This window comes from Allokutzneria oryzae (genome assembly GCF_042429765.1).
Lineage (GTDB): Bacteria > Actinomycetota > Actinomycetes > Mycobacteriales > Pseudonocardiaceae > Allokutzneria > Allokutzneria oryzae.
The window spans coordinates 120,557-136,222 of record NZ_JBHLZU010000018.1 but is presented as its reverse complement, the minus strand read 5'-3'; the positions used below and the strand labels follow the sequence as shown (position 1 = coordinate 136,222).

The window sequence follows — 15,666 nt, the reverse complement described above, 5'->3', positions numbered from 1 at the left end:
GGTGGCGGTGCGCGGCATGGCGGCTCCTGCGTGCTCGGCGTGTGTCGCCGGTATATCGATTCGGCAACCCGGTCAGGCTTGCCTAACCTTACATATCGTCACGCCGCGTTGCTCCGCAAGGGTGGTCCAGCCAACACGCGGGTCGACGGTTCGTTGTTCGCGCTGAGCGGACACCACCGGGTTGGCGGAATCCTGCCGCGTCCGAGCACGTTGAGCGTGGTGTCGGGAGGGGACGGCCGGTTCACCGGAGTCATGCCGGGAACCGAGCGCGACTGGCCAGGCGACTACAGTGGTCATACGGTGCCGGTCCCAAAGTGCGGCAGGGAGTGCGAATGTTCGAAAGATTCACCGACCGCGCAAGGCGGGTGGTCGTCCTGGCTCAGGAAGAGGCCAGGATGCTGAACCACAACTACATCGGCACCGAGCACATCCTCTTGGGCTTGATCCACGAGGGTGAGGGTGTCGCCGCCAAGGCGTTGGAGTCGCTGGGTATCGCGCTCGAAGGGGTACGCCAGCAGGTCGAGGAGATCATCGGCCAGGGACAACAGGCCCCCAGTGGGCACATCCCCTTCACGCCTCGGGCGAAGAAGGTGCTCGAACTGTCGCTGCGTGAGGCGCTGCAGCTCGGCCACAACTACATCGGCACCGAGCACATCCTGCTCGGGCTGATCCGTGAGGGCGAGGGCGTCGCGGCGCAGGTGCTGGTCAAGCTTGGTGCTGACCTCAATCGCGTCCGCCAGCAGGTCCTTCAGCTGCTGTCGGGCTACCAGGGCAAGGAGCCGGCCGAGTCCGGCGGTGGCCGCGGCGAGGGCACTCCGTCCTCCTCGCTGGTCCTCGACCAGTTCGGCAGGAACCTGACCTCCTCCGCCCGCGAGGGCAAGCTCGACCCGGTCATCGGGCGCGAGAAGGAGATCGAGCGGGTCATGCAGGTGCTGTCCCGCCGCACCAAGAACAACCCCGTGCTGATCGGTGAGCCCGGCGTCGGCAAGACCGCCGTCGTCGAGGGCCTCGCCCAGCGCATCGTGAAGGGCGAGGTGCCCGAGACGCTGAAGGACAAGCAGCTCTACACGCTTGACCTCGGCTCCCTCGTGGCCGGCTCGCGCTACCGCGGTGACTTCGAGGAGCGCCTGAAGAAGGTGCTCAAGGAGATCAAGACCCGCGGCGACATCATCCTGTTCATCGACGAGATCCACACCCTGGTCGGCGCCGGCGCCGCCGAGGGCGCGATCGACGCGGCGAGCATCCTCAAGCCGATGCTGGCTCGCGGCGAGCTGCAGACGATCGGTGCGACCACCCTCGACGAGTACCGCAAGTACGTCGAGAAGGACCCCGCGCTGGAGCGCCGTTTCCAGCCGATCCAGGTGGGCGAGCCCTCGCTGGAGCACACGATCGAGATCCTCAAGGGGCTGCGGGACCGGTACGAGGCGCACCACCGCGTCTCGATCACCGACTCCGCGCTGGTGGCCGCCGCCACCCTCGCGGACCGCTACATCAACGACCGCTACCTGCCGGACAAGGCGATCGACCTGATCGACGAGGCCGGCGCCCGGATGCGCATCCGCAGGATGACGGCTCCGCCGGACCTGCGCGAGTTCGACGAGAAGATCGCCGACGTGCGCCGGGAGAAGGAGTCCGCGATCGACGCGCAGGACTTCGAGCGGGCCGCTAAGCTCCGCGACTCCGAGAAGCAGCTGCTCGGCCAGAAGTCGGAGCGGGAGAAGCAGTGGAAGGCCGGTGACCTGGACGTCGTCGCGGAGGTCGACGACGAGCAGATCGCCGAGGTGCTGGCCAACTGGACCGGCATCCCCGTCTTCAAGCTCACCGAGGAGGAGACCTCGCGTCTGCTCCGCATGGAGGACGAGCTGCACAAGCGGATCATCGGTCAGAAGGAGGCCGTCAAGGCGGTCTCCCAGGCGATCCGCCGCACCCGCGCCGGTCTGAAGGACCCGAAGCGCCCGTCCGGCTCGTTCATCTTCGCCGGCCCGTCCGGTGTCGGTAAGACCGAGCTGTCCAAGGCGCTGGCGAACTTCCTGTTCGGCGACGACGACGCGCTCATCCAGATCGACATGGGCGAGTTCCACGACCGGTACACCGCGTCGCGGCTCTTCGGTGCCCCTCCCGGCTACGTCGGGTACGAGGAGGGCGGCCAGCTCACCGAGAAGGTGCGCCGCAAGCCGTTCTCCGTCGTGCTCTTCGACGAGATCGAGAAGGCGCACCAGGAGGTGTACAACACGCTGCTCCAGGTGCTGGAGGACGGCCGCCTGACCGACGGTCAGGGCCGCACGGTGGACTTCAAGAACACCGTGATCATCTTCACCTCGAACCTGGGCACGCAGGACATCTCCAAGGCCGTCGGCCTCGGCTTCGCCAGCAGCAACACGGACGGCTCGAACTACGAGCGGATGAAGCAGAAGGTCCACGACGAGCTGAAGAAGCACTTCCGCCCGGAGTTCCTGAACCGGATCGACGACATCATCGTCTTCCACCAGCTCACCCAGGACGAGATCATCCAGATGGTGGATCTGATGATCAACCGGGTCGAGGTCCAGCTGCGCAACAAGGACATGGCGCTGGAGCTCACCCCGCTGGCCAAGAAGCTGCTGGCCAAGCGCGGGTTCGACCCGGTGCTCGGTGCCCGGCCGCTGCGCAGGACCATCCAGCGCGAGATCGAGGACCAGCTGTCGGAGAAGATCCTGTTCGGCGAGCTGGCCCCCGGCCAGATCATCCTCGGCGACGTCGAGGAGTGGGACGGCGAGGGCTCGGACGACCGCGCCCGGTTCGTCTTCCGCGGTGAGTCCCGCGGTGTGACGGTGCCGGACGCGCCGCCGGTCGACGTCGTCGCCGACGGCGACGCCGAGTAAGGCGCCGGACCGAGCAACAACAGCGACAACCGATGGGGCGGGTGCGGAGAACGCACCCGCCCCATCGGCGTTTCGGGCACTCTGGAGACGTGCGCCCGGAGACGACCTACCCCGCTCACGCCGTCGAACGCCCGGCGGAGCCGATGCGGCGCACCCGCGGTGGCGTGGCGGTCGGCCTCCTGCTGTGGCTGTTCGTGGTGCCCTACTTCGCGGTGAGCCTGCTCCGGCTGCTCGGCCTGGACGGTGGGCACGGCATCTCGGTCGCGGCGGTGGCGCTGACGCCCTACGCGCTGCCGTTGGGGGCTGTGCTCACCGCGATCCTGCTCTTCACGCGCAGGTGGATCGTCGGGCTGGTCTCGTTGCTGCTGACGGTTCTGCTCGTCACCGTGGTCGCACCGCGCACCATGGCGGCGGCGCGCCCCAACGGCACCGGTCAGGTCCTGCGAGTGCTCAGCGTCAACATCTCGATGGACCGGGGCGACGCGGCGGCAGTGGTGCGCCTGGTCCGGGAGCGCGCGGTCGACCTGCTCAGCATCCAGGAGCTGACCCCGGGCGCGGAACGCGCGCTCGACGCGGCCGGGTTGGCGGAAGTGTTGCCGCACAGGGTCTTCAAGGCCCAGCCGGGTGCGGTCGGGGGTGGGCTGGCGTCCCGGTTCCCGTTGCGGGAGAAGGTGATCACCAAGCCGACCACGGCGGAGCATCCCGCCGCGCTCGTCGACCTGCCGAACGAGCCGGACGTGGAGATCGTCTCGGTACACCCGTGGTACCCGGTGGGGCCCAGGGGAACCGAGCCGTGGCTGCGCGACCTGGCCGGGCTGCCGGTGCCCGACGCCAGGCGGACCCCGAGGATCCTGGCCGGGGACTTCAACGCCTCGCTCGACCACTCGTCGTTCCGGGGGCTGCTCAACCAGGGCTATCTCGACGCGGCGGAACAGGTCGGGGCCGGGCTGACCCCGACCTGGCCCACCAACGTGCGTTACGTGCCCGCCCTCGTCGCGCTCGACCACGTCCTGGTGGACGACAAGAACTTCCTCGTGGAGTCCTTCAGCACGGCGGCGGTCCCTGGGACGGACCACCACGCGGTGCTGGCCGAGGTCAGGCTGGCACGCGGCTGATCGATCAGGGGCAGAAGCTCTTGGACTTCAGCGCGTTGGCCACCTCGGAGCCCTCGGGCAGCACCGCGCCCTGGACGCAGGTGTTGGCGACGTGGCTGAAGGACAGCTTCACGGTCTGGCTCTGGCCCGAGCGCGCCGGCCGGTAGGTGCTGTCCCACTTGTAGGAGCTGCCCTGGCGGTAGCCGAGCTTGACCCAGACCTCGCCGCCGCTGGTCTTGGTGTAGGTGACCTCGATCTGGTTGCCGGTCTTGTGCGCGCAGACCTTGCCGTTGCTGTGCGTCTGGCAGTTCGAGCTCGACGCGAGGGCGGTACCCGGCGCCAGGAGGGTCGCACCCGCGACGAGGGCCGCCAGGCCCAGGACCGTTGCCTGCTTGCGCATCACACTTCTCCTCGATCTCGTGATCCGCTCCGGATCACCAACTGGTAACGACGCTATCCGGAGATTCGTGAGAAGTTAACCGCAGGACGGTATCAGTGGTTTGAAACTTACCTTGCATTGCGCTGTGGCTGGTGAGGGGTGGTGCTTCGGGATGATCCGGAGTGTCGGTTCGACTGCCCGATGGCTCACAGGCGGGAGATAACGTCAATATATCTTCACTGGAGTTTGGCGTTTGCAGCACTCGACTTGCGATCTTTGTCCCGGCCCTGAACTGCGGTTTTGATGCCCCTGGTGTCCCTGGTTTCGGTCTGGGTCGAATTCCCTGCGATCAGCGATTCTGTGGGTCCATCCGTCACTCGGCCGTGGTGGAGGGGGCGGGTCGGCTACTTACCGCCCACGAACTCCCACGGTTAGTGACCGTTATCCCTGTCTGAACCTGCACATTACGCAGAACGTATTGCATCCAACCGCGTGAGCGTGGTCAGCGCGTTCGCCGGAATCGACACGCCTCGGCCATGTCGAACTTCGGCTTCGCGCGAATTGATCCTGATGAGCGATTGTGAAGCCGCGCTGGCCAGTTCGGCGTACCTGCGCACGGTGGGGATGGCTTGTCCGGCACCGATCTCGACGACCACGAGGCGCTTGCCGTGCAGGCCCCTGCGCCACGCGTTGAGCGCGTCGAGCTGCGCCTGGCCGCGATCGGGCACCCAGTGGCCGTCGCCGAACATCAGGATGTTCGGCCGTGCCAGGTCGCCGCAGTCCGGGCACTCCGGCAGCGGGGCGCTCGCGCGCATCGTTCCCGGATCGACCGGCACGTCGAGGTCGTCGGCGGGGCGGATGCGCCGGGAACAGGGGAACACGCACTGGAGGTGGTGGATCGAGCCGTGGCACTCGGCGATGAGGTCCTCGGCGAAGCCCGCGCGCTGGAACTGACCGTCCACATTGGACGTGAACACCCGGACCCCGCCTGGGAGCTCCGAACCCCAGCGGCGCAGGATCTCGAAGCCCTGGTGCGGAACGGTGTCGCGGTAGAGGTGCATGCGGTGGCCGTAGAAGCCCCACGCCAACTCGGGATCGGCCGAGAAGTGCACCGGGTCGGCGAGCTCCTCGAAGCGCAGGCCGAGCCGCTCGTACGGCGGGTAGGCGCGCCAGAACCCCTCGCCGCCGCGGAAGTCCGGCAGGCCGCTGTCCACGCCCATGCCCGCTCCGGCGCAGACCAGCAGCGCCTCGGCCTCGTCGAGCAGGGCAGCGGCCCGCCGCAGTGCCTCGTCAGTTCCCGGCATCGGGCTTGGAGCCCAGCACGACCTCGAACTCCAGCAGGCTGGAGCCGGACGCGACCGGCTTCGCCCGCTCGCCCGCGTGCGCCTCCTTCGCGGAGCCGCCCATCCAGTTCCGGAAGTCCTCGTCGGTCTCCCAGTGCGTGACCACGAAGTAGCGGTTCTCGCCCGCGACCGGGCGGAGCAGCTCGAAGCCCAGGAAGCCGGGGGAGTTGTCCACCGCGCCCAGCCGCGCGGCGAAGCGCTTCTCCAGCTCGGGGCCCGCGCCCTCGGGAACCTCGATCGCGTTGATCTTCACAACGGCCATGGTTCCCAGCGTATCCGTCCCGCGTGGTAGATCTCGATGTGTGCAACGCCGCGATGTGGTCGACTTCGGTGGCTCCGGCCAGCCGATCCTGTTGCTGCACGGGCTGATGGGGCGGGCTCGGACGTGGTGGCCCGTCGCGCGGTGGCTCCAGCGCTACGGCCGGGTCTACGGCCTGGACCAGCGCGGCCACGGCCACAGCCCGCACCGGGGTTTCACCACGGTCAGCACCGAGGACTTCGTCGCCGACGCCGCGGAGCTGCTCACCGAGCTCGGCCCCGCCGTGGTGATCGGGCACTCGATGGGCGGACTGCACGCGTGGGTGCTCGCCGCGCACCACCCGGAGCTGGTGAGCGCGGTCGTGGTCGAGGACATGGCACCCGACCAGCGCGGCAAGACGGTGGACGTCTGGCGGGACTACTTCGACTCGTGGCCGGTGCCGTTCCAGGCCCTCGACCACGTGCGTTCGTTCTTCGGCGGTGGACCGGTCGGCGACTACTTCACCGAGTGCGTCACGGAGCGCGCCGACGGCTACCACCTGCTCGCCGACCTCGAAGACCTCTACGTGATCGCGGCGGAGTGGGGGAGGCGCTCGTACTGGTCCTCCGTCGCCGGCGTGCGCTGCCCGCTGCTGGCGATCGAGGCCGAGCACACCGCCATGCCACCCGGCCAGATCCGCGAGCTCGCCGACCGCGCGCCGGACGCCAGGTACGTACTGGTGGAGGGGGCGGGCCACGTCGTGCACCGCGACCGCCCGGACGTGTACCGAGGCGCGGTGGAAGCGTTTCTCTCCGAGGTGCTCGGCCGCTAGAGCAGCACCTCTGCCTCACCCGTGCGCGTGTTCACGATCGCGATCTCGGCGACGTCGGCCCGGATCGGCTCAACCGGGTGCAACGCGGTGAACCCGGTGACGACCTCGGCGTCGGAGCAGCCCTGGGCGAGCACGCAGTGCGGCAGCCACGACCCCGGCAGGTAGTACGCCGACGGGTTCTTCACCTTGCCCGCCAACACGTCGTGCACGGTGGAGTGCACCGCGAGCAGCTCGCCGTCCACGACCGCGCCGAGCATCAGCACGCTCTCCGTCGACGTGAACGTGCCGAGCGTCCGAAGCCACAGCGACGGCATCGCGAGCATGCCCAGCTCGTCCCGCAGCTCGCCCCTCGTCCGCTGCGGGATCGCGCTCGCCGCCGCCAGGGTCAGATGCGGCCGCTGGTCGCTCGGCGTCGGAACCCCCGCCGCGCTCAGCCTCCGCCACAACCCCTTGACCGCGACCTCCGCCTCACCGTCGAAGAACACCCGCACCACATCACCCACGCCCCCGATCGTGCCATTCGCGGGCTTATGGACCTCTCCGGAGCTCTGAACACGTCCATAAGCCCGCGAATGGCGGGGGAGGGGGCTCAGTGGTCGCCGGGGAGGGAGAAGAGGCCGTTGGGGGTTTGTTCGATCAGGCCGTCGACCAGGAGGGAGTCCAGGCAGCGGTCGCGTTGGCCAGGGTCGGACCAGGCGGCGTCCAGTTGGGCGCGGGTGACGGGGCCGGGGGCGTCGCGGAGCACGTCCAGGAGGCGCCCGCGGACCTGGCGGTCGGTGCCCGCGAACTTCTGCACCGCCTTGGCCGGGCCGGCGTAGGCCGGGCGTCCCGCGTGCTGCCACGCGCAGGTGTCGAAGACCGGACAGTCCGCGCAGCGCGGAGTGCGGGCTACGCACACGATCGCGCCCAGCTCCATCAGCGCGGCCGAGTAGCGCGCCGCGAAGCTGTCTTCCTTGGGCAGCAAGACTTCCACGTCGGCGAGGTCGCGCTTGGTCGACGGCGGTCCCGCGTCGCCCGCGCCGTGCACCGCACGGGCGACCACGCGGCGGACGTTGGTGTCCACCACGGGGCAGCGCTGCCCGTAGGCGAAGGCCGCCACGGCGCGCGCGGTGTACTCACCGATGCCCGGCAACGACAACAGAGTGTCCACATCGGACGGAACGATGTCGTTGTGGTCGGTCGTGATCGCCGTCGCCGCCGCGTGCAGCCGCAGCGCCCGGCGCGGGTAACCGAGCTTGCCCCAGGCACGGACCACGTCGCCCTGGCTCGCCGCGGCCAGCGCCGAGGGCGTCGGCCAGCGCTCCATCCACTCCAGCCAGATCGGCTGCACCCGGTTGACCGGGGTCTGCTGGAGCATGATCTCGCTGACCAACACCCCCCAGGCACCGCAGTCGGGCCGTCGCCACGGCAGGTCGCGGGCCACCTGGTCGAACCAGCCGACCATCACCTCTGGATCCAGTCTCACGCTCATCGCGCCGTCGATCCTGCCAGGTCCCTTCCCCGGCGCGGCGCTGACCTTTCCAGTGCCCTCCTAGGCGAGCGCAATCGCAGCTCAGAGCATCGGTAGGAGTTGGAAGGCACTGCGGGTGCGTCGTTGGAAGTGTCCGACGGGCCGCTTCCCCCGGATTGGTGCCCAATGGAAAGCGACATGACTATCGACCACCACGTCCGGCTTGAAACTGGCTTCACGGCTGTCGAGGGACTCGTGCACCGGCTAGCACCCCTGCGCATTGAGGTGCTGGCCCCGCAGACACGGGCCTGCGGCAACGCCAGACTTGATGCCGAGTTCAGTGAACTGCTGTTCAACACCCGCTTCGGCCGAGTCACCCGAGAACCGTCCTCGTACCGCCTATTTCCCGAAGGTTTCGACATGCGACGAAATGTGTCCGCAATCGCGCTTGCCGCGCTGGCCGTCACGCTGGGGAGCGCCCCGGTCGCCCTTGCCAAGACCACCGAGTCCGCCCGCGCGAGCTGCACCTTCACCCACACCTCCAAGTCGCCGGGTGAGACCGGCCGGGGGCTGCGTGTCGGTGCGACGGTCAAGGGCGGTTGCAAGGTCACGGCAAAGCTGGAGAAGAAGACGGACGGCTGGCACCAGGTGGAGTCCAAGAGCCAGTCACCCGGCAAGGACGGGGCCGTGATCTTCAACTTCGGTTGTCACGGCCGGGCCGAGTACCGCGTCAAGCTGACCATGTCGGGTGACAGCGCGACCGCTTCTTCGTCCCCGTACAAAGAGTGCTGACAAGCCCCTCAGCACACGAAGCGGGTTATCGACTCCGTGAGCCCGGCCGAGTCCAGGCCGTGGATCACGTCAGTGGTGCGCCCGAGGAGATCGCGCGCTTGATCGCGGCCCTGGAGACGGTCTACGCCCAGTGGCGAGCGAAGTACGTCCAGCTCCCCACCACGCGCACGCGCCCCTAGAGGCGTACTGACCGCCAGTCAACGCAAAACGGGCGCACGCTGACCAGCTCAGCGTGCGCCCGTTGGCGTTGGTGGCACTAGCGGGGGAAGTCCTCCGGCGCGGTGAACCACGCGATCTCGCCGACGTTCAGTTCATAGGTACGCGTCGCTAGTTCGGCCGTCTCGGCTTCGATTCGCGCGGCGGACTCCTCCGGGCTGGTCGGCCAGGGCTTGAACCCGTCGTCGATGTCGCCGGGAATCATCGCACCGTCGCGAACGAGCTGTGCGGCGGCGGCTGCGCCCTGCAACAGCAAGTCGGTCGGGTCCGCGTCTTCGTCGGCGTTCTCATGGAAGTACGCGACGATGTCGAGCAGGGTCATCCAGTCGTACGCGAAGGACGCAGCCACGTATTTCTTCAGGTCCTCGTAGTTCACGACGTGCCGTCCTGTTCCTCGTGGCTCACATGCACCTTCAGGGTCGTCTTCTGCTTACCGGGGACCGCAAGATCCATCGTTGGGTCATTATCTCCGCCGCTACGGCTGCTCGTGCGGTACGCGATCCTGGTGCCGTCCGGAAATCGGTACATACGACCCTTGTAGTGCGGGATGTCCTCCCGCTCAGCACCCACACGCAGCGTCGCGAATATCTCGTCCAGCTCCTCCACAGAGTCCACGAGTCGGATGGGCATTGACTTGCTGCCGCGCGGTTTCCGGCCGATGTCCTCCCCACCGTTGAGCACATGCTCCTTCGCGGTCTTGCCCTTCCAGCGTCCCAGCGTCGGCGGAGCCTTCGCCGGGTCCGGCCGCGCGGGCGCTGAGGCCGCCGGAGCCACGACAGATCCCGTCCCGGCTCCCCGCCCCGTCCCCATTCGATCAGCGAACGCGATCAGAGCGGCGCTGAGCGCTCCGGCGTAGTCGGCCGCGTCCCCGATCGCGGACACGGCGGTGGTCAGCACACCGACCACACCCGCGTGGATCTCCGGCTCGCTCCCGTCCAGCGCGAGCGCCAGGCCATCGCGTGCGTCGGCCGCCAGCTCCTGCGCCGCGAGCACGACCGCGCGAGCCGCCTTCACCGTGTCGGCCGTCGTGCGGACGCGGTCCCCAACTTCCCCCTGAGACACGCGTCAGCCCCGACAGGACCTGTTGCCGCGCATGGTGTTCGTCCCGACAATCGAGTTGTCTGCCGTCGTGCGGACCGTGACCGACATCAAGTCCGGCACGGTCGGTTTCGCCGCTGTGAACGCGGCGTCACAGACCTTCACCGCCGTGGCCTTGTCGGTCTTCACCAGGCTGGTGACCACGAGAACGCCGCGACCGTCCAGACGCGCGGAGGTCACGCTCCCCTTCCACGGCGCGGACGCCGAGTCGGCCGTGAATCTGTCGCTGAACGTCTTTCCGGCGTCGGAGGGAGCGGTCTCCGTGGTGATGTTCGGAGCCGGAGCGAGCCCCTGAGCACCGCACGCGGGCACGACGAGCACGGCTCCGATCACGACCGCGAACCAACCGCCAGCTCGCCCGATCGGAGTAACGACATGATGCACAGTAGCCCCCTGCTGAATACCGTTCCTGGGCTTCATCGTCGTGGCTGTGAGCCGCAGTTACCCGGGCTTGGAGTGCACCGCCTAGGCAAACGCTCAAGCCCCGCCCGTTTGCTCAATGCGGCTGTCCCTTGGTGTGCACACCACAAACGCCTTGGTGCGTATACGAAAAAAGCTCCGCCACCCTGGGATGGGTGGTGGGGCTTCAGTGGCTCGCAGGCGGGTGACAGTACCCAGGTATCGACGTGGTGTTACGCGGCTCCTGCTCCCATGACTCACGTCGCCGCGTTCAGGATGTCCGTCACCCGCTCGCCCAGCGCCTTGAACGCGAGCGCCAACGCGACCACAGGCGGGGTCATCCGCGCGATGCACGAAGCGATCTTGGACATGGGAAACGCCATCCGCGCCGGTAATGTGCCCGCGGTCCGAAGGGCAGGTGACATCATTCAGGACCTTGCCCGCTCCTTCGCAGAGTGGATCGAGGCGATCCGCTCCCAGAAGTGACCGAGGGCTCACCCCGGTCCAGTCGGAGAGCATGTCGCCGTGCAGGTCGAAGACACTACGAAGCGAGCAGGTCAAAATGGAATCCAACTGCCAGCAAGGCAATCCCCAGCCAGCGAATGAACTGCGCGGGCTTTTTTTGTGCCATCATAGGGTAAAGGAGCCATATAAATGCCAACCGCATGGAGTGCAACGTCAACAAGATCGTAGCCCCAAGGGCGAACGTGATCAAATAGTCGGCAACCATGGGGAATTGCGCCTCGATGTCGTCCCGCCATACGATGGTCAGTACAGTCAGGATTCCAAACAGTGCAAGGGCCAGCACGGGCAGCATGAATTTGGTGCGCCATTCTCGCTGTTCTAGGCGGTATCTCCAGCGATTGCCCCATTCCCCCAACTTCTCCGGGCCGATAACGTCCAGCAGAATGGTTGCGCCCCCTAGGAAGGCCAGGCACTTTCCCAGGCGTCCCCAGTAGAGCAACGGCCAGCCGAACAAAATCGTCATCTCGTCAAGCTTCTGCCCCGAGAACCAAGCAAACCACGCATCCACAATGTCGGTGACATGCACTCGGTGATCGTAACGTGCCACGGCGTCGTCATGGCTGTTTCGCAGCAAGTTCAGCACCGTTCAAGGCCGTTCGCAAGAGCTTAATCAGCCTGTTCGCGCACTGGTCGCGAAACAAAATAGCTGGTCACGCGGGTAGGTCATATGAAAAAATGTTTCACGCCCAGGGCGAGCGCAAAGAAGGCCGGGTCGTTCCGGCGGTCAGGCCGCCCGAACTTCCGACCCGCCCCGCGTAGCGCATGCTCCGCGTTCGCCTTGTCCAAGTGGCACTCACTGCACAGTGTCTGCACGTTCGCGGGCTCGTCACGGCCCCCGTCGACCAGGGTCGCAACGTGATCAACGCGGACGCGGTCGGCCTTATATATGTGGCCGCCCGAGCAGCGCCGGGCGCGGCTGACGCCGTTCACCGCACGGTGCGCGCTCTCCGTCCCGGACTCCCGCCGCCGTCCGCCGCAACGGGCGCACAGCGGTACTTCGCCAACGCACAAGGGAATCCGCTCAACGCGCTGGACCTCAACAGCGTCAACTTGATCCTCATCCTGGTTGCGCTGATCCCGCACTGGCGCCCGCGCAGGCTCGTCGCCGCCGTGCGCCCCGGCGGCCGCGGGTGTCCTGCTCCAGATCCCCTTGTACGGCGGCCTCTTCGGCATGATCGCCTACACCGGGCTGTCGTCGACGATCGCGGGCTGGCAGGAGAGCGTGCCGAACACGTTCTTCTGCCCGGCCCTGATCGCGATCTACTCGTGCGTGCTCGGCGTGCACCAGGGGTGGATGGTCGTGGCCTACGACCTCGGCGAGGCGAGCGCGAATCTGTTGCAGCCCTTCTGGACGCTGCCGACGCTGGCCGTGCTCGTGCTCAAGGCGCGCGACATCATGGGCTACACCTTTCCCACCGTGCTCGTGCTGGTGACGCTCCTCGTTCCCTGGCGCACCTCGTCGAGCAGTCCCGTTGCCACACCGAGGCGTGCGCACTGGCTGGCGCGGCTGGGGGACTTGCGCGTTTTGTCACCTTGTTGCGCGAGAAAGCGTTCCCAATTCGCGTTAGGGCTCCACAACACGAACGGGGGCAGGTGTGGTGGCGCTACTCGCAGGACACGGCTCAGACCACCTCGTCGAGCAGGCCCGTCGCCACGTCGTAGACGAAGCCGCGCACGTTGTCGGTGTGCAGGAGGAAGGCGCTGCGCCGCGCGCGTTCCACCGACACCCGCACGCTGTCCTTGACCTCGCGGAAGGCCTCGACCGCCCAGGTCGGCCGCAGACCGGTGTCCTCCCACACGTCGGTCTTGAACTCGTCGTCGGTGATCTGGGACAGCCCGCAGTTCGTGTGCTGCATGACGATCACCTCGCGGGTGCCGAGCTTGCGCTGGCTGATCGTCAGCGACCGGATCACGTCATCGGTCACCACCCCGCCCGCGTTGCGCAGGATGTGGGCCTCGCCGTGCTTGAGCCCGAAGACGTCGAAGACCTTGATCCGGGCGTCCATGCACGTGACGATCGTCAGGGCGAGGCTCGGTACCGGCGTCGGGATCTCCGGGTGGCCGAGGTCCCTGGTCCGGGAGTGCCTCGCGAGCAGTTCGTTGATCGCGGTCACGTCGCCGCCTCCTGAAGTCACTCGTGCACGGGCCGCGACGCTGCGGCATCTGTCACGACCATGAAAACCTGAGGTGAACCAGCTGACAACCGTTCCTAGTTGAATGTCACGCCGGTGCGACACAACCCGTCCGAGTTACAGTGACCTCCACCACTGTCCGCGGTCGCGGAGTTACGGTCAGCGCGTGTTGCAGCCGGTGGGTCCCCTACCCGAGTCGGTGTACTGGCGCCGACGCGCGGTGGCTATTGCGGTCGGCGTGGGCTTCCTCCTCGTCGGCGTCTGGGGCGTGGCAGCGTTGGCGGGCGGGGAGGACGACCCCGTGGTGCAGACGGCCTCGGCCAACCAGAGCGCGGAGGCGGTCAAGCCGCCGAAATCCTCGAATCCGCCGTCCGAACAGCCGCCGCCACCGAACCCCTCGGTGTCCGGATCGGCCGCGCCCACGTCCGGGCCGCCGCCGAGCGGGAGCTCGGAGCCCGCTCCGCCGCCCCCTCCTCCGCCACCACCGCCCCCGCCACCCCCTCCGCCGGGGCCCTGCTCCGACCAGGCGATGAAGCTGACCGCGGAGGTGGGGCAGCCGGAGTACCGCGTCGGGCAGCGGCCCGAGCTGCGGCTGGTCATCGCCAACTCCGGAACCGTCGCCTGCTACCGGGACCTGGACGCCGGTCTCCGTGAGATCGTCGTGACCAGTGTGGATGGTGGAACCCGGCTCTGGTCCAGCAACGACTGCTACGCCTCGAACTCGCCGAACTCGCGGTTGCTCCAGCCGGGCGAGAGCCAGATGTTCAAGGTCGCGTGGGCCGGACGGACCTCGGCGCCCGGATGCGCGGGCAAGCGCACGACGGTGCAGGCCGGTGACTACATGGTGGTGCCGAAGCTCGGCGCGCTCCAGGGCCAGCCGACCCCGTTGCGGCTGAACTAGCCGTAGCGCTCGACGATGGAGGACTCGGCGAGCCGGGACAGGCCCTCGCGCACCACGCGCGCCCTGGTCTCGCCGACTCCCTCGACGGCCTGCAGGTCGCTCACGGTCGCCGACAACAGCGCCTGCAACGAGCCGAAGTGCTCGACCAGCCGGTGCTGCACCGGTCCCGGCAGGCGTGGAACCCTTGCCAGCAAACGATATCCGCGCGGCCGGACCTGGGTCTCCAACGCGTTGACCTCCGCCGGGTAGCCGAAGGCGTACGCGATCGTGCACAGGTCCAGCAGCTCCGTGCTGTCCAGTTCGGTGAGCGCGGCGGCGACCCCGTCCAGCTCCGAGGGGTTGAGCTCCTCGACGACGTAGTCCCGCAGCACCAGCTCGCGGTCGAGCTCGACGCCGCCGATGAGCTCGTCGAGCTGCAGCTCGATCAGCCGCCCGTCGACCCCGAGCTCCACGACGTGCCCGGTGATCTCGTTCGCGATGCGCTCCACCATCTCCAGGCGCTGCACCACCGTCATCGCGTCCCTGAGGAGCACGAAGTCCTCTATCTCCAGGGCGGACAACGCCTGGGTGACCTCGTCCAGCCGCGCGCGGTAGCGCTCCAGGGTGGCCAGCGCCTGGTTGGCCAGCGACATGATCGTGGCGGAGTCGTTGAGCACGTGGCGCCCACCGTCGGCGTAGACGCTGATGATGCTCATCGACTGGCTGACCGAGACCACCGGATGGCCGGTCTGGATCGCGGTGCGCTCCGCGGTGCGGTGCCGGGTGCCGGACTCCTCGGTCGGGATCGTCGCGTCGGGCACCAGTTGCACGTTGGCCCGCACGATCCGCTTCGCGTCGGTGGACAGCACCAGCGCTCCGTCCATTTTGGACAGTTCGCGGAGCCTGGTCGCGCTGAACTCCACGTCCAGCTCGAAGCCGCCGTCGCAGATCGACTCCACCGCCTCGTCGTGGCCGAGCACGATCAACCCGCCGGTGCGTCCGCGCAGGATTCGTTCGAGCCCGTCCCGCAGCGGCGTGCCCGGCGCCAGCCGGGCCAGGGTCGCGCGGACCAGTTCGGACTGCCCCCGTTCACTCACAGTTGCCCCTCCCGCTGGTCTCCCCTGTTCCGAGTCTACGTACCAACACCTGCGGAAACCGGTTCGTTTTCAGGACGTGTATCCGTGCACGAGGCTGCGTCGCAGCGGCGGTATCGGCCACCTGGCGACGCAGCGTGTCCGGGCGATGACCCGCAAACGATGGCACCGGGCGCGAGCGCGGTGACCGGTGCTGAAAGGATTGGGGGGTATCGGCCGCGGTGCTCGGGGTACGAGGCCGGTCGTTTTGGTCGGCCCGCACGCAGCTCGGGGGCGTGCGGGCCGCCACTTCTCCCGGTCGCGAACGCCGCATCGTCCTGCGGCTCGGGGTGA

Annotated in this window: 17 protein-coding genes and 1 pseudogene; 7 read left to right on the top strand and 11 right to left on the bottom strand. The window is 67.9% G+C overall.

Going from position 1 to position 15,666, the window contains the following annotated elements:
• Positions 1-332 precede the first annotated feature (332 nt).
• Both ACFFQA_RS19750 and ACFFQA_RS19745 read left to right on the top strand, forming a co-directional pair.
• Positions 333-2,861 (top strand): ATP-dependent Clp protease ATP-binding subunit, encoded by a 2,529-nt coding sequence (locus ACFFQA_RS19750; RefSeq protein ID WP_377854054.1) that lies wholly within the window; start codon positions 333-335, stop codon positions 2,859-2,861.
• Between the two features lie 89 nt (positions 2,862-2,950).
• Complete coding sequence (locus ACFFQA_RS19745; protein ID WP_377854051.1) at positions 2,951-3,976, top strand: endonuclease/exonuclease/phosphatase family protein; 1,026 nt, start codon at positions 2,951-2,953, stop codon at positions 3,974-3,976.
• 4 nt (positions 3,977-3,980) lie between these two features.
• On the opposite strand, the gene ACFFQA_RS19740 is transcribed toward ACFFQA_RS19745, so the two are convergent.
• The 3 genes from ACFFQA_RS19740 to ACFFQA_RS19730 all read right to left on the bottom strand — a co-directional run bounded on the left by ACFFQA_RS19740 (position 3,981) and on the right by ACFFQA_RS19730 (position 5,939).
• Positions 3,981-4,355, bottom strand: coding sequence for a hypothetical protein (locus ACFFQA_RS19740; RefSeq protein WP_377854048.1), 375 nt, complete (start codon positions 4,353-4,355; stop codon positions 3,981-3,983).
• Between the two features lie 443 nt (positions 4,356-4,798).
• Positions 4,799-5,638 carry an SIR2 family NAD-dependent protein deacylase gene (locus ACFFQA_RS19735; protein ID WP_377854045.1) on the bottom strand — a complete coding sequence of 280 codons (840 nt, stop codon included), beginning with the start codon at positions 5,636-5,638 and terminating at the stop codon, positions 4,799-4,801.
• Positions 5,625-5,939: an antibiotic biosynthesis monooxygenase family protein gene (locus tag ACFFQA_RS19730; protein ID WP_377854043.1), complete on the bottom strand. Its 315-nt coding sequence runs from the start codon at positions 5,937-5,939 to the stop codon at positions 5,625-5,627. Before ACFFQA_RS19730 ends, ACFFQA_RS19735 begins: the two co-directional genes overlap by 14 nt.
• 55 nt (positions 5,940-5,994) lie before the next feature.
• On the opposite strand from ACFFQA_RS19730, the gene ACFFQA_RS19725 reads away from it, so the two are divergent.
• Positions 5,995-6,747: an alpha/beta fold hydrolase gene (locus tag ACFFQA_RS19725; protein WP_377855895.1), complete on the top strand. Its 753-nt coding sequence runs from the start codon at positions 5,995-5,997 to the stop codon at positions 6,745-6,747.
• Here ACFFQA_RS19725 and ACFFQA_RS19720 read toward each other — a convergent pair.
• Together ACFFQA_RS19720 and ACFFQA_RS19715 are read right to left on the bottom strand one after the other, a co-directional pair.
• Entirely contained in the window at positions 6,744-7,250 is a 507-nt protein-coding gene (locus tag ACFFQA_RS19720; protein ID WP_377854040.1) for a 2'-5' RNA ligase family protein, read from the bottom strand. The genes ACFFQA_RS19725 and ACFFQA_RS19720 overlap by 4 nt on opposite strands.
• A gap of 86 nt (positions 7,251-7,336) precedes the next feature.
• The gene (locus ACFFQA_RS19715) at positions 7,337-8,218 is read right to left on the bottom strand and encodes an HhH-GPD family protein (protein ID WP_377854037.1); all 882 of its coding nucleotides are present in this window, start codon (positions 8,216-8,218) and stop codon (positions 7,337-7,339) included.
• A 177-nt stretch (positions 8,219-8,395) separates the two neighbouring features.
• On the opposite strand from ACFFQA_RS19715, the gene ACFFQA_RS19710 reads away from it, so the two are divergent.
• Positions 8,396-8,989: a hypothetical protein gene (locus ACFFQA_RS19710; RefSeq protein WP_377854034.1), complete on the top strand. Its 594-nt coding sequence runs from the start codon at positions 8,396-8,398 to the stop codon at positions 8,987-8,989.
• A gap of 256 nt (positions 8,990-9,245) precedes the next feature.
• Here ACFFQA_RS19710 and ACFFQA_RS19705 read toward each other — a convergent pair whose 3' ends face one another.
• Both ACFFQA_RS19705 and ACFFQA_RS19700 read right to left on the bottom strand, forming a co-directional pair.
• Positions 9,246-9,581 (bottom strand): hypothetical protein, encoded by a 336-nt coding sequence (locus ACFFQA_RS19705; RefSeq protein ID WP_377854032.1) that lies wholly within the window; start codon positions 9,579-9,581, stop codon positions 9,246-9,248.
• On the bottom strand, positions 9,578-10,267 hold the full coding sequence (locus tag ACFFQA_RS19700; RefSeq protein WP_377854029.1) for a hypothetical protein: 690 nt from the start codon (positions 10,265-10,267) through the stop codon (positions 9,578-9,580). The genes ACFFQA_RS19705 and ACFFQA_RS19700 overlap by 4 nt, the downstream gene beginning before the upstream one ends.
• 67 nt (positions 10,268-10,334) lie before the next feature.
• Here ACFFQA_RS19700 and ACFFQA_RS19695 point away from each other — a divergent pair, with 67 nt between their 5' ends.
• Positions 10,335-10,598 (top strand): hypothetical protein, encoded by a 264-nt coding sequence (locus tag ACFFQA_RS19695; protein ID WP_377854026.1) that lies wholly within the window; start codon positions 10,335-10,337, stop codon positions 10,596-10,598.
• Positions 10,599-11,243: 645 nt separating this feature from the next.
• On the opposite strand, the gene ACFFQA_RS19690 is transcribed toward ACFFQA_RS19695, so the two are convergent.
• Together ACFFQA_RS19690 and ACFFQA_RS19685 are read right to left on the bottom strand one after the other, a co-directional pair.
• Positions 11,244-11,810: a hypothetical protein gene (locus ACFFQA_RS19690; RefSeq protein ID WP_377854023.1), complete on the bottom strand. Its 567-nt coding sequence runs from the start codon at positions 11,808-11,810 to the stop codon at positions 11,244-11,246.
• A gap of 80 nt (positions 11,811-11,890) precedes the next feature.
• On the bottom strand, positions 11,891-12,400 hold the full coding sequence (locus tag ACFFQA_RS19685) for an HNH endonuclease (RefSeq protein WP_377854020.1): 510 nt from the start codon (positions 12,398-12,400) through the stop codon (positions 11,891-11,893).
• On the opposite strand from ACFFQA_RS19685, the pseudogene ACFFQA_RS19680 reads away from it, so the two are divergent.
• Positions 12,399-12,656 (top strand): annotated as a pseudogene (locus tag ACFFQA_RS19680) (TIGR00366 family protein); the annotation flags it as partial. The gene ACFFQA_RS19685 and the pseudogene ACFFQA_RS19680 sit on opposite strands and share 2 nt — an antisense overlap.
• Before the next feature lie 193 nt (positions 12,657-12,849).
• Here ACFFQA_RS19680 and ACFFQA_RS19675 read toward each other — a convergent pair.
• Positions 12,850-13,341 carry a beta-class carbonic anhydrase gene (locus ACFFQA_RS19675; protein WP_377854018.1) on the bottom strand — a complete coding sequence of 164 codons (492 nt, stop codon included), beginning with the start codon at positions 13,339-13,341 and terminating at the stop codon, positions 12,850-12,852.
• A 184-nt stretch (positions 13,342-13,525) separates the two neighbouring features.
• Here ACFFQA_RS19675 and ACFFQA_RS19670 point away from each other — a divergent pair, with 184 nt between their 5' ends.
• A complete protein-coding gene (locus tag ACFFQA_RS19670; RefSeq protein ID WP_377854016.1) occupies positions 13,526-14,260 on the top strand; it encodes a hypothetical protein in 735 nt (244 codons plus the stop codon).
• Here the strand turns inward: ACFFQA_RS19670 and disA are convergent.
• Positions 14,257-15,336 (bottom strand): DNA integrity scanning diadenylate cyclase DisA, encoded by a 1,080-nt coding sequence (gene disA / locus ACFFQA_RS19665; protein ID WP_377854013.1) that lies wholly within the window; start codon positions 15,334-15,336, stop codon positions 14,257-14,259. The two genes, ACFFQA_RS19670 and disA, sit on opposite strands and share 4 nt — an antisense overlap.
• Between the last annotated feature and the right edge of the window lie 330 nt (positions 15,337-15,666).

Coding starts and splice junctions, on each gene's coding strand:
- ACFFQA_RS19685 (WP_377854020.1), bottom strand. CDS start 12,400: ATGCCGAAGAGGCCGCCGTACAAGGGGATCTGGAGCAGGACACCCGCG.
- ACFFQA_RS19735 (WP_377854045.1), bottom strand. CDS start 5,638: ATGCCGGGAACTGACGAGGCACTGCGGCGGGCCGCTGCCCTGCTCGAC.
- ACFFQA_RS19715 (WP_377854037.1), bottom strand. CDS start 8,218: ATGAGCGTGAGACTGGATCCAGAGGTGATGGTCGGCTGGTTCGACCAG.
- ACFFQA_RS19740 (WP_377854048.1), bottom strand. CDS start 4,355: ATGCGCAAGCAGGCAACGGTCCTGGGCCTGGCGGCCCTCGTCGCGGGT.
- ACFFQA_RS19730 (WP_377854043.1), bottom strand. CDS start 5,939: ATGGCCGTTGTGAAGATCAACGCGATCGAGGTTCCCGAGGGCGCGGGC.
- ACFFQA_RS19710 (WP_377854034.1), top strand. CDS start 8,396: ATGACTATCGACCACCACGTCCGGCTTGAAACTGGCTTCACGGCTGTC.
- ACFFQA_RS19750 (WP_377854054.1), top strand. CDS start 333: ATGTTCGAAAGATTCACCGACCGCGCAAGGCGGGTGGTCGTCCTGGCT.